12 protein-coding genes are annotated in these 12487 nt (G+C 58.6%); 7 read left to right on the top strand and 5 right to left on the bottom strand.

Going from position 1 to position 12487, the window contains the following annotated elements:
- Positions 1-9: 9 nt before the first annotated feature.
- Complete coding sequence (locus AC07V0_RS14850) at positions 10-1248, bottom strand: MFS transporter (protein WP_019650936.1); 1239 nt, start codon at positions 1246-1248, stop codon at positions 10-12.
- Between the two features lie 526 nt (positions 1249-1774).
- Between AC07V0_RS14850 and AC07V0_RS14845 the strand changes: the two genes are divergently transcribed.
- From AC07V0_RS14845 to AC07V0_RS14835, 3 genes are read left to right on the top strand one after another with little or no spacing between them, the layout of a single operon-like run.
- Positions 1775-3214: a cytochrome ubiquinol oxidase subunit I gene (locus AC07V0_RS14845; protein ID WP_018925813.1), complete on the top strand. Its 1440-nt coding sequence runs from the start codon at positions 1775-1777 to the stop codon at positions 3212-3214.
- A gap of 3 nt (positions 3215-3217) precedes the next feature.
- Positions 3218-4225 carry a cytochrome d ubiquinol oxidase subunit II gene (cydB, locus tag AC07V0_RS14840; RefSeq protein WP_018925814.1) on the top strand — a complete coding sequence of 336 codons (1008 nt, stop codon included), beginning with the start codon at positions 3218-3220 and terminating at the stop codon, positions 4223-4225.
- 57 nt (positions 4226-4282) lie between these two features.
- Positions 4283-4450: a DUF2474 domain-containing protein gene (locus tag AC07V0_RS14835; protein ID WP_081625770.1), complete on the top strand. Its 168-nt coding sequence runs from the start codon at positions 4283-4285 to the stop codon at positions 4448-4450.
- Positions 4451-4520: 70 nt separating this feature from the next.
- Here the strand turns inward: AC07V0_RS14835 and AC07V0_RS14830 are convergent, their stop codons facing one another.
- Positions 4521-5645 (bottom strand): methyltransferase, encoded by a 1125-nt coding sequence (locus tag AC07V0_RS14830; protein WP_086945916.1) that lies wholly within the window; start codon positions 5643-5645, stop codon positions 4521-4523.
- Positions 5646-5829: 184 nt separating this feature from the next.
- Positions 5830-6540, bottom strand: a complete 711-nt coding sequence (locus AC07V0_RS14825) for an autoinducer binding domain-containing protein (protein WP_064620506.1) — start codon at positions 6538-6540, stop codon at positions 5830-5832.
- Positions 6541-6831: 291 nt separating this feature from the next.
- On the opposite strand from AC07V0_RS14825, the gene AC07V0_RS14820 reads away from it, so the two are divergent.
- Entirely contained in the window at positions 6832-7608 is a 777-nt protein-coding gene (locus tag AC07V0_RS14820; protein WP_086945915.1) for a ferredoxin--NADP reductase, read from the top strand.
- Positions 7609-7652: 44 nt separating this feature from the next.
- Here AC07V0_RS14820 and mscL read toward each other — a convergent pair whose 3' ends face one another.
- The gene (mscL, locus tag AC07V0_RS14815) at positions 7653-8066 is read right to left on the bottom strand and encodes a large-conductance mechanosensitive channel protein MscL (protein ID WP_018925819.1); all 414 of its coding nucleotides are present in this window, start codon (positions 8064-8066) and stop codon (positions 7653-7655) included.
- A gap of 285 nt (positions 8067-8351) precedes the next feature.
- Between mscL and katB the strand changes: the two genes are divergently transcribed.
- From katB to radA, 3 genes are read left to right on the top strand one after another with little or no spacing between them, the layout of a single operon-like run.
- Positions 8352-9893 carry a catalase KatB gene (katB, locus tag AC07V0_RS14810; protein ID WP_018925820.1) on the top strand — a complete coding sequence of 514 codons (1542 nt, stop codon included), beginning with the start codon at positions 8352-8354 and terminating at the stop codon, positions 9891-9893.
- A gap of 57 nt (positions 9894-9950) precedes the next feature.
- Positions 9951-10505, top strand: a complete 555-nt coding sequence (locus AC07V0_RS14805) for an ankyrin repeat domain-containing protein (RefSeq protein WP_018925821.1) — start codon at positions 9951-9953, stop codon at positions 10503-10505.
- A 45-nt stretch (positions 10506-10550) separates the two neighbouring features.
- The gene (gene radA / locus AC07V0_RS14800; RefSeq protein WP_019581287.1) at positions 10551-11918 is read left to right on the top strand and encodes a DNA repair protein RadA; all 1368 of its coding nucleotides are present in this window, start codon (positions 10551-10553) and stop codon (positions 11916-11918) included.
- Positions 11919-11981: 63 nt separating this feature from the next.
- Here radA and AC07V0_RS14795 read toward each other — a convergent pair whose 3' ends face one another.
- Positions 11982-12350 (bottom strand): PilZ domain-containing protein, encoded by a 369-nt coding sequence (locus AC07V0_RS14795; protein ID WP_064620492.1) that lies wholly within the window; start codon positions 12348-12350, stop codon positions 11982-11984.
- Between the last annotated feature and the right edge of the window lie 137 nt (positions 12351-12487).

Genomic DNA, 12487 nt, shown 5'->3' with positions numbered 1-12487 from the left:
AAGACTGCTTCAGGCCCTGACCTCTTCCACCGGCACATGCATGCGGTCGCGGTTGGCCAGGGTCGGGAACAGTTTGACCCAGACCCCGGTCACCATCAGTGTGCCGATGCCGCCCATCACCACGGCCGGTACGGTGCCGAACCAGTGGGCCGTCAAGCCAGACTCGAATTCGCCGAGCTGATTCGAAGCACCGATGAACAAGCCATTCACGGCACTGACCCGGCCGCGCATCTCGTCCGGAGTTTCCAGCTGCACGAACGAGGCGCGGATCACCATGCTGATCATGTCTGCCGCGCCTAAAACCACCAACACAGCGAGAGAGAACCAGAACGAAGTCGACAGGCCGAAAGCGATGGTTGCCACGCCGAATACACCCACGGCGGTAAACATCACCCGTCCGACGTTGCGTTCCACGGCAAATCGCGCCAGAAACAGCGACATCAGCAGTGCGCCCACCGCCGGGGCCGAACGCAGCAGGCCCAGACCCCAAGGACCGGTCAGCAGAATATCTTTGGCGAACACCGGCAGCAGCGCAGTCGCGCCACCCAGCAAGACGGCAAACAGATCCAGGGAAATCGCCCCGAGAATATCCGGACGGCTGCGAATGAAGCGGATGCCTGCGAGCAGCGAATCCAGGGTTGCCTTGCCCTTGTTCAACGGTGTCTGCCGAGCCGGTAGGTTAAGCATCAGCGCACAGGCGATGAGGTAGAGGATCACCGTCGGGCCATACACCCAGACGCTGCCGAAGGCGTAAAGCAAACCGCCCAGCGCCGGGGCAACGATGGTGGCCGACTGCTGCGCAGATTGCGCGGCAGCAACCGCGCGCGGGAATAAGGCACTGGGCACGATGCTCGGCAGCAAGGCCTGGGTGGTTGGCATCTCGAAGGAGCGGGCGGCGCCGAGCAGGAATGCGAGGATGAAGATCATCTCCCGGGTGACATGGTCAGTCGCGCTGCCGATGGCCAGCGACAGGGCGATCAGCGCTTGCACGGACTGACAGATCGCCGCGACCTTGCGCCGGTCATAGCGATCCGCCACATGCCCGGTGTGCAGCATGAACAACACCCGCGGGGCAAATTCCACCAGACCCACCAGACCCAGATCGAGCACGTTGCCGGTCAGTTGATACAGATTCCAGCCGATGGCCACGGTCAGCATTTGAAAACCGCTGGCGGTAAATACCCGAGCCAGCCAGAACGCAATAAAAGGGCGGTGATGACGTAACAGCAGGGGCGCTTGGCTGGGCATCTGAAGGCAAGTCTGGGTGAGGGGAAGGGCGAGATTATCACCAACCTGTAACCAGGAGTTGCGAGCACGGAAAATTTAGTTAGCTAGACACCGATCTCTCAGAACATACAAATTCCCTGTGGCGAAGGAGCTTGCTCCCGCTGGGATGCGAAGCAGCCCCGAACCTGCTACCCCACACCACAGGCACATCGCGTTACCCGATTTTACGACTGCTGCGCAGCCGAGCGGGAGCAAGCTCCCTCGCCACAGGGAATGCATTGCAACGCATGACCAAACCCGTGAGGCAACCTGTCACGCGGCAATAGACCACACCGTCCATCGGTAAAAATGCGACTACTCTTTCAACGTTGCTTGATCCAGATCAAGACCCTTCGTGGAAATGATCCGGAGGCCAGATGGCCAGATTCCCTACGTTGTGATGATGGTAGAAAAAGAACGAGTTCAAATTCGCCACACTCCATAACCGTGGGGGCAGTGGGTGCAGGCCGCGAGCCTTCAGCCAGTATTACCTGACAGAGGAAGACTTATGTTCGGTTTGGAGGCGCTTGATCTCGCCCGGATTCAGTTCGCGTTCACCATTTCGTTCCACATCCTGTTCCCGGCCATCACCATTGGCCTGGCGAGTTACCTGGCGGTACTCGAAGGCCTGTGGCTGAAGACGCACAACGACACCTACCGCGATCTGTACCATTTCTGGTCGAAGATCTTTGCCGTCAACTTCGGCATGGGCGTGGTGTCCGGCCTGGTCATGGCCTATCAGTTCGGCACCAACTGGAGCCGCTTCTCGGATTTCGCCGGTTCCGTGACCGGGCCGTTGCTGACCTACGAGGTACTCACTGCGTTCTTCCTCGAAGCCGGCTTCCTCGGCGTCATGCTGTTCGGCTGGAACAGGGTCGGGCGCAAGCTGCACTTCTTCGCCACCGTCATGGTCGCCATCGGTACCCTGATCTCGACCTTCTGGATTCTCGCCTCCAACAGCTGGATGCAGACCCCGCAGGGCTACGAAATCGTCAACGGCCAAGTCATTCCAGTGGACTGGCTGGCGATCATTTTCAACCCGTCGTTCCCTTACCGCCTGATGCACATGGCCACGGCGGCGTTCGTCGCTACCGCCTTCTTCGTCGGTTCGTCGGCGGCCTGGCATTTGCTGCGCGGCAAGGACAACCCGGCCATCCGCACCATGCTCTCGATGGCCATGTGGATGGCACTGATCGTGGCGCCGATTCAAGCCGTCATCGGTGACTTCCACGGCCTCAATACCCTCGAGCACCAGCCGGCGAAAATCGCTGCGATTGAAGGTCACTGGGAAAATGTCGGCGATGAGCCGACCCCGTTGATCCTGTTCGGCTGGCCGGACATGAAAGCCGAAAAGACCAAATTCGCGGTCGAGATTCCGTACCTGGGCAGCTTGATCCTGACCCACACCCTGGACAAACAGGTGCCGGCGCTCAAGGAGTTCCCGCCTGAAGACCGGCCGAATTCGACCATCGTGTTCTGGTCGTTCCGGGTCATGGTCGGCCTGGGTTTCCTGATGATCTTCACCGGTTTGTGGAGCCTGTGGCTGCGCAAGCGCGACACGCTGTATACCTCGCGTCCGTTCCTGTATCTGGCACTGTGGATGGGCCCATCCGGCCTGATCGCGATTCTCGCTGGCTGGTTCACCACTGAAATCGGCCGTCAGCCGTGGGTGGTCTACGGCTTGATGCGCACGGCGGATGCGTCCTCCGGGCACAGCTTCGTGCAGATGAGCATCACCTTGATCATGTTCGTCGTGGTGTATTTCGCGCTGTTTGGTGCCGGTCTTGGCTACATGATGCGCCTGGTGCGCAAAGGGCCGAAGATCGACGAAGGCAAGGAAACCAACGAAGGCGGTCCTGGCCAGAAGCGCACGCCGGCCCGTCCGCTGTCCGCCGCCGACGACAACGGTGACGGCGATCACAACCACAGCCTGACCAAGGAGATTTGAATCATGGGTATTGATCTTCCGCTGATCTGGGCCGTGATCATCATCTTCGGCATCATGATGTACGTGGTCATGGACGGCTTCGACCTGGGGATCGGGATTCTTTTTCCGTTCATCAAGGGCAAGACCGACCGTGACGTGATGATGAACACCGTCGCCCCGGTCTGGGACGGCAACGAAACCTGGTTGGTATTGGGCGGCGCGGCATTGTTCGGCGCCTTCCCGCTGGCCTATTCGGTGGTGCTCTCGGCGTTATACCTGCCGCTGATTTTCATGCTGATCGGGCTGATTTTCCGTGGCGTGGCCTTCGAGTTTCGCTTCAAGGCCAAGGACGCCAAGCGCCACTTGTGGGACAAGGCATTCATCGGTGGTTCGATCGCCGCGACCTTCTTCCAGGGCGTGGCATTGGGTGCGTTCATCGATGGGCTGCCGGTGGTCAATCGTCAGTTTGCCGGTGGTTCACTCGACTGGCTGACGCCGTTCACGATGTTCTGTGGCGCGGCGCTGGTCGTGGCTTATGCGCTGCTCGGTTGCACCTGGCTGATCATGAAGACCGAAGGCAAGCTGCAGGAGCAGATGCATGACCTGGCGCGACCATTGGCCTTCGTGTTGCTGGCGGTGATTGGCATCGTCAGCGTCTGGACGCCGTTGGCCCACGCCGAGATCGCCGCACGCTGGTTCACCCTGCCTAATCTGTTCTGGTTCCTGCCGGTGCCGATTCTGGTGCTGGTAACCCTGTACGGTCTGATTCGCGCGGTGGCTCGCAATGCGCATTACACGCCATTCCTGTTGACCCTGGTGCTGATCTTCCTCGGCTACAGCGGTCTGGGTATCAGCCTGTGGCCGAACATCGTGCCGCCGTCGATCTCGATCTGGGACGCTGCCGCACCGCCGCAGAGCCAGGGCTTCATGCTGGTGGGCACGCTGTTCATCATCCCGTTCATCCTGGGTTACACCTTCTGGAGCTACTACGTGTTCCGCGGCAAGGTCACCCATGAAGACGGTTACCACTAGCCCATACGAATACGGCGCAAGGTTGATACCTGCGCCGTTGCAGAGGAGAACGCGATGATGGCTGGCAAACCTGATTTGCAGGAAATCGAAGCCGCAGAGAAAAAGCCGCTTTGGCAACGACTCGGCTGGCTGGCGTTGATCTGGGCCGGCAGCGTTGGGGCACTGTTCATCGTGGCCACGCTGATGCGCATGTTCATGAATGCCGCGGGCCTGAGCACCCACTGAAATTCCCATCCCGTTGCCTTGCGGCACGGATTTTTAACCCTCCTGCGACGGAGGGTTTTTTTGCCTGCTTTTATTTGCGTGCCTTGAGAATCACGAACTTGGGAGTAGCGGCTACTTGTTCGACGCCGCGGAACAGCCGCGCAAGCTTGCTGTGATAGCCCAGATGACGGTTGCCGACGATGTACAGCGCGCCGCCCACCACCAGCGCTTCGCGCGCCTGCTGGAACATCCGCCAGGCCAGGAAATCGCCGACCACTTGTTGTTGGTGGAATGGCGGATTGCACAGCACCACGTCGAGGGATTGGGGTTCCTGCCCCGCCAACCCATCGCCGGCACGCACGATCACGTCACGGTCACCCAGCGCCGCGCGCCAGTTTTCAGCGGCCGATTGCACGGCCATGAATGACTCGTCCACCAATGTGTAATGGGCCTCGGGGTTTTGCAGGGCGCTGGCGATCGCCAGCACGCCGTTGCCACACCCCAGATCGGCGACCCGCGCTGTGCCGAGGTTGTTCGGCAAGTGCGGCAGAAAGGCTCGTGTGCCGATATCCAGCCCTTCGCGACAGAACACGTTGGCGTGATTGAGCAGTTCGATTGCAGGCGTGTCGAGTCGATAGCGCGTCGGGTATGGAGAGACAGCGGGGGCTTTGGCTTCGGGCGTGGCGATCAGCAGCCGAGCCTTCTTCACGGCCAGCGAGGCTTGCACCGGGCCGATGTAGCGCTCCAGCAGATCGCCCGCGGCACGTGGCAGGTGCTTGACCATCGCGGCGGCAATCACTTGAGCACCGGGAGCCAATTGACCCTGTAGCCGGATCAGTTGCTCTTCCAGCAAGGCCAGGGTTTTCGGTACCCGGATCAATACTCGGTCAAACGGCCCGACGAACGCTTCGCTGGCTGGTACGCTCGGCACCGCATCAAACGCCTGGCCATTGCGCATGAGGTTTTTTTCGAGCCCCTGAAAGGCCAGAAATGAATCGCCGCTGCTGGTCACTCGGACCTTGCCCGCAAGGCTAACGGCCAATGCGCCGAAGCTGTCGTTGAGCACCAGTACGCGAGTATCTGCCATCGGTTGTTGCCCGGCCAGATGATTGAGCAGGTATTCGTCTGCGGCATCAAACGCTTGCAGTGGTTCGTTCTGCTGTTCTGGCTGGCGGATCAGGTCGAGTTGGGCGAAAGAAGTTTCGAGCAGAGGCATGAGGCGGAGGGCTCTGGGTAGTCAGCGGAGATAATCAACGAGTGGCCGCCGGACGTTGTAGCGGGCGGAGCCATCCGAGCGGACTGCGTCGTGGACGCTTCACACGACATCACTCGGGATGGAGCGCAGATGGTACGTTTTTTTGGTCTGGATTACTTGCAGGGATTACCTGATTCGAACAGTTTCAGATGACGCCAGCTTTCGCTGCCCTGATCACCGCCGCGATCTTGTTATTGACGCCAAGTTTGTGGATGGCGTTCTTTATATGGAAACGCACAGTGCTTTCGCTCACGCAGAGGATGATTGCGATCTCGCAGGCCGTCTTGCCGACGGCTGAGTATTTCAGCACCTCGATTTCTCTGCATGACAAACTCGTTGTGGGCGGCTTTAGCGAGGAGGCCGGCAGGTCTTTCGCGATAATCCCGTGCAGGTGACGGTTGATAAACATCGCGTAGCCCAGATTTTTGTACAGTTCATACGCGGTAATCGGGCAATGGGTTCTGGCCACGCTCAGGATGCTGCAAAGCCCATTCTTATCATGAACGGATTGGGACCAACCGTAGTGCAACCCCTGGTTTTTTTGCGCTTGCCACAGCCGTGGTGTTTTTGAATAGCACTCTTCTTGCCAGAGAATCGGTACTTCGGAGCCGCAGCAGTGGGCTAGTATTGGATCAACCGTATCGTAATGCTCGTTTTGATATTTCGTGTTCCATTCGCTAGGGTAATTATTCAGGATTATCTTATGGCGGTGTGTCCCTGTTGTTGGGGATGTTATTGAAAATGCACAAAAATTAAAGCCCATATTTTTAACGAGGTTAAGCGATATCTCGTACGCGGTCTCTATTTTTTGAGCGCAAGAAAGCTGTGTTAGCTGTGACTCCTTCCACACTTTCATTTGGTAACTCCATGCGGAATTTCTTGGGGGGGTGCCGATTGGATCCAAGATCCGGCACGTCCCAGAGTGTAGGAGAATTCTTACAAGCATGCTGAACTATTTTGCTCTTGAAAAATCCTGTAGCTGCATAACTAGTTCTTAGCGTTGTTTTAGGGTTATACAAAATTAACACTCCGGTACTAGTTCTTTATTGCACTGCCCAAGTCTCTGCACGAATAACACTACAAACCATCGGTGTTTACGTCGTCTGCTTTGGGGGACACTGGTGTCATCTGTTGATCGGAGCGGCCCATGACTGCCAGTGTTGAAAAATTCACTCGTCAGACCTTGCTTGAGGTCCGGCCGTTGACTCCGAACCTGTTCACCCTGCGTACCACCAGGGATGCGGGCTTTCGTTTCCGAGCGGGGCAGTTCGCCCGGCTGGGTGTCACCAAGACAGACGGCAGCACGGTATGGCGGGCTTATTCCATGGTCTCTTCGCCCTATGACGAGTTCCTTGAGTTCTTCTCTATTGTTGTGCCGGGAGGGGAATTCACCAGTGAGCTGAGTCGGCTGGAAGCTGGCGATACGCTGCTGGTCGACCGTCAGGCCTTCGGTTATCTGACGCTGGATCGCTTCGTCGATGGCCGTGATCTCTGGTTGTTATCCACAGGCACGGGCGTGGCGCCGTTTCTGTCGATCCTGCAGGACTTCGAAGTTTGGGAGAAATTCGAACGAATCATCCTGGTCTACAGCGTGCGCGAAGCGCGGGAGCTGGCGTACCAGGCATTGATTGCGGAGCTGGCGCAGCGTGACTACCTGGCCGAGTACGCGCACAAACTGCAATTCATTCCCACCGTCACCCGCGAACAGCATCCGGGTGCCTTGAACGGGCGGATCACCAGCCTCATCGAGAATGGCGAACTGGAACAGACGGCCGGTGTAGCGCTGACAGCCGAGCATTCGCGGGTGATGCTCTGCGGTAACCCACAGATGATCGATGAGACGCGCAAGCTGCTGAAACAACGGGACATGCACTTGAGCCTCAGTCGCCGACCTGGCCAAGTGGCGGTGGAAACCTACTGGTAAACGAACGGCGCCCCGAAGGCGCCGTTTCTCTGGGCAATCAGCGATCAGGGCCGATTGTTCTGAGCCTTGAGCAGATCGCGGATCTCGCTCAGCAATTCTTCTTCCTTGGTCGGAACCGGCGGCAGGGTTGGCGCAACGGCCTCTTCGCGCTTCAGGCGGTTGATGGCCTTGACGCCCATGAAGATCGCGAAGGCGACAATGATGAAGTCGATCATGCTCTGGATGAACTTGCCATACGCCAGCACCACTGCCGGGACATTACCGTTAGCGGCCTTGAGCGTGATGGCCAGATCACTGAAGTCCACCCCACCGATCAGCAAGCCGATTGGCGGCATCACCACGTCGCCGACAAATGACGTAACGATTTTGCCGAAGGCAGCGCCGATGATGATACCGACGGCCATGTCGACCACATTACCTTTGACCGCGAAGGCCTTGAACTCACTTATCACGCCCATAGGTTATTTCCTTGTTACAGATGAGGTTGGTGAACGCAGTGTAAATCAGCAAAGCGCCCCTTGCTTGAAACGCCTTCTTACAATGCCCGTGTCTATCGACACAACTTCCGGTTATTAGTTTACAAAATTCCACTCTTCGCGCGCGTCTACCCGCTCTAGACCGGGCTTTCCAGAACCTTTTCGCTATCGGCCCGGTACGGGATTTCTATTTATGTTTTGGCCTTTGAGTCACTAGCCTCTGCGGTGCGCACCAGGATGCGCTTAATAAAACCAGAGGAAACTTCCATGACAACTCCCCTTGGCCTCGGGGCTTTTCCCCTCCGTCGTACCTTCGGCGTTCTGAGCGTCAGCCTGCTGTCCTTCTCCATCAACGCTGCGACGTTGACCCGTGATAATGGTGCCGCTGTCGGCGATAACCAGAATTCGCAAACCGCCGGCGCGACCGGGCCGGTGCTGTTGCAAGACGTACAGTTGATTCAGAAGCTCCAGCGTTTCGACCGTGAACGCATTCCTGAGCGTGTGGTGCATGCCCGTGGCACTGGCGCCCATGGCACGTTCACCGTGACTGACGACCTCAGTGACTTGACCAAGGCCAAGGTATTCGCCGGCGGCCAGAGCACGCCGGTATTTGTGCGTTTCTCCGCGGTGGTCCATGGCAACCACTCCCCGGAAACCCTGCGTGACCCGCGGGGGTTCGCCACCAAGTTCTACACCGCCGACGGTAACTGGGACCTGGTCGGCAACAATTTCCCGACCTTCTTCATTCGGGACGCCATCAAGTTTCCGGACATGGTCCATGCCTTCAAGCCGGACCCGCGCACCAATCTTGACGATGACTCCCGTCGTTTCGATTTCTTCTCTCATGTTCCGGAAGCCACTCGCACCTTGACCGAGTTGTATTCCAACTCCGGCACCCCGGCCAGTTATCGGGAGATGGACGGCAACAGTGTGCATGCCTACAAGTTGGTTAACGCCCAGGGCGAAGTTCACTATGTAAAGTTTCACTGGAAAAGTTTGCAGGGAATAAAAAATCTCACTCCTAAAGAAGTCGCCAATGTTCAAGGTCAAGATTACAGTCATATGACCAACGACTTGGTTGCTCATATCAACAAGGGGGACTTTCCGAAGTGGGACTTGTACGTCCAGGTTCTAAATCCTCAAGATTTGTCCAAGTTTGATTTCGATCCATTGGACGCCACCAAGATCTGGCCCGGTGTTCCTGAGCGAAAAGTTGGACAGATGGTATTGAACCGTAATCCGGCGAATGTATTCCAGGAAACCGAACAAGTGGCGATGGCACCGGCCAACTTGGTTCCGGGTATCGAGCCTTCGGAAGATCGCTTATTGCAGGGGCGAGTGTTCTCGTATGCCGATACCCAACTGTATCGCCTGGGGGCCAATGCACTGCAGTTGCCGATCAACGCACCGAAAGTCGCCGTGAACAACGGTAATCAGGATGGTGCGATGAACATCGGCGCCAGCAGCACGGGGGTGAATTACCAGCCGAGCCGTCTGCTGTCCCGTGAGGAGCCGCAAACCGCGCGTTACAGCCAGTCGACCCTGTCGGGCAGCACGCAGCAGGCGAAGATTCAACGTGAGCAGAACTTCAAGCAGGCCGGTGATCTGTATCGCTCGTTCAACCAGAAGGAACGTCAGGACCTGATCGACAGCTTCGGCGGCTCCCTGGCCACCACCGATGACGAGAGCAAGCACATCATTCTGTCCTTCCTGTACAAGGCCGACCCGGAATACGGGACAGGCGTAACCAAAGTGGCCAAGGGTGATCTGGCCCGGGTCAAGGCGTTGGCGGCCAAACTGGTCGACTGATCTATCTGCCTGAAGCGGGGCCTCGTACGAGGTCCCGTCTGACCAAGGAGTCCCGTCATGCGTGTTTATCTGTCTGTGTTTTTGGCGTGCGTGTCGTTCGGTGTATTCGCCGGTCCTGACGCGCAAGTCTCGAAGGACCCCGAGGCGCTGAAAGCGCAATTACAGGATTACTATTTCGATGCCGCCCGAAGGGGGGATGTGCCGATGCTCGAGACTTTCATCGAGGCCGGCTATTCCCTCGACACCCGCGACAGCAAGGGTTACACCGCGTTGATACTGGCCGCCTATCACGGTCAGGGGGCTGCCGTGGAGCGCTTGTTGGCGGCCGGGGCGGACGCCTGCGCTCAGGACCAACGCGGCAATACCGCGCTGATGGGCGCGATTTTCAAAGGCGAAGTGCAGATCGCTCGAACCCTGCTGGCCGCCAATTGCAGCCCCGACCAACGCAACGGCGCCGGGCAGACTGCCGCAATGTATGCCGGGTTGTTCAAGCGCGTCGAGTTGCTTGACGCGCTCAAGGCCAAAGGGGCGGACCTGAACGCCGAGGATCCGTTGGGCAACAGTGCCGCGCGTCTGGCCAGCGGTGAAATCCGTACGGCGGCGCCGCGCTGATCCGCGTCAGCTGAGCTATCATCGCGGTTTTTGCCGGGAGTTCAGATGGCCAAGGCCAAGCGCATGTACGGCTGCACCGAGTGTGGCTCAACCTTCCCCAAGTGGGCCGGCCAGTGCGGCGAATGCGGGGCCTGGAACACGCTGACCGAAACCATGGTGGAGAGTGGCGGCGCCGCGGCCCCCAGCGGTCGCACCGGTTGGACCGGCCAGCAGGCACAGATCAAGACCCTGGCCGAAGTCAGCGTCGAAGAAATTCCGCGTTTTTCCACGGCGTCCAGTGAGCTCGATCGAGTTTTGGGTGGGGGCCTGGTGGATGGCTCGGTGGTGTTGATCGGTGGTGACCCCGGCATCGGCAAGTCGACGATTCTGTTGCAAACCTTGTGCAACCTCGCCAAGAGCATGCCGGCGCTGTATGTCACCGGCGAAGAGTCCCAGCAACAAGTGGCCATGCGTGCCCGGCGGCTGGGCTTGCCTCAGGATCAACTGCGGGTGATGACTGAAACCTGTATTGAAACCATCATTGCCACCGCCCGGCAGGAAAAGCCCAAGGTGATGGTGATCGACTCGATTCAGACGATCTTCACCGAGCAACTGCAGTCGGCACCGGGGGGCGTCTCCCAGGTGCGCGAAAGTGCGGCATTGCTGGTGCGTTACGCCAAGCAAAGCGGCACGGCGATTTTCCTCGTGGGCCATGTCACTAAAGAAGGTGCGCTGGCCGGCCCCCGAGTGCTGGAGCACATGGTCGACACCGTTCTGTATTTTGAAGGCGAATCCGATGGGCGCCTGCGTTTGCTGCGGGCGGTGAAAAACCGGTTCGGCGCGGTGAATGAACTGGGCGTGTTCGGCATGACCGACAAAGGACTGAAAGAAGTCTCCAACCCTTCGGCGATTTTCCTGACACGCGCTCAGGAAGAAGTCCCGGGCAGTGTGGTCATGGCCACCTGGGAAGGCACCCGGCCGATGCTGGTGGAAGTCCAGGCGCTGGTAGATGACAGCCACCTGGCCAACCCGCGCCGGGTGACGCTCGGTCTGGATCAGAATCGCCTGGCCATGTTGTTGGCGGTTTTGCACCGCCACGGCGGCATCCCGACCCACGATCAGGACGTGTTCCTCAACGTGGTCGGTGGTGTGAAGGTCCTGGAAACCGCTTCTGATCTGGCGCTGATGGCGGCGGTCATGTCCAGTTTGCGCAACCGGCCGCTGCCGCACGATCTGCTGGTGTTTGGCGAAGTCGGGTTGTCGGGTGAAGTACGCCCGGTACCGAGTGGCCAGGAGCGCTTGAAAGAGGCGGCCAAGCACGGCTTCAAACGCGCCATCGTACCCAAGGGCAACGCGCCGAAAGAGCCGCCGCCGGGGTTGCAGATTATCGCCGTGACGCGCCTGGAACAGGCCCTCGACGCACTGTTCGAATAAACCGTAAACGGGACACAAACCCTGTGGGAGCGAGCAGGCTCCCACAATGGAAGGGGGAGGCCTTCAGGCTTCGATCAGGGCACCCAATTCGCGCTCTAGTTCCCGGGGATCGCCCAGGTTGAACTCAATCAACCGCCGCAGGCGCTCGATGGATTCCAGGCTGATGTGTTTGCAGACGAACCCGAGCTGGCCATGGTCATCGTGGGTCAGTTGCACATCCATCTTGATGGCGAGGTCATCGTTGAGATGAATGTCGACCAGGAAATGCCATTCCCGATTACCCAGCCATGGCTCGGGCTTCTCGACCAGCAGTCCCTTGAGCGATAGGTCAATCAGCCGCACCGGCCAGGTGAATTCCCCTTGGCTCAGCTCGGTTCGGGCATCGAACGCAATACGTCTGAAGCGGCGGCGATCGGCAGGTTGTTCGCTCATGGCGCAATCCTCGTAAAGGTTCGCTGACTATAGACCTGCATTGCCGGAGGCTGCCAGCACAGTGATGGCTCTAGACTGATGTCGAACTATGGTCTTTGCCGCCAGTAGCGCTAAACTCGAGATGGCTGTCTTTCTTG

It is taken from the genome of Pseudomonas sp. GW821-FHT01E10 (genome assembly GCF_059422365.1).
Note: the sequence above shows the minus strand (reverse complement) of the source record. Positions and strands in the feature narration are given on the sequence as shown.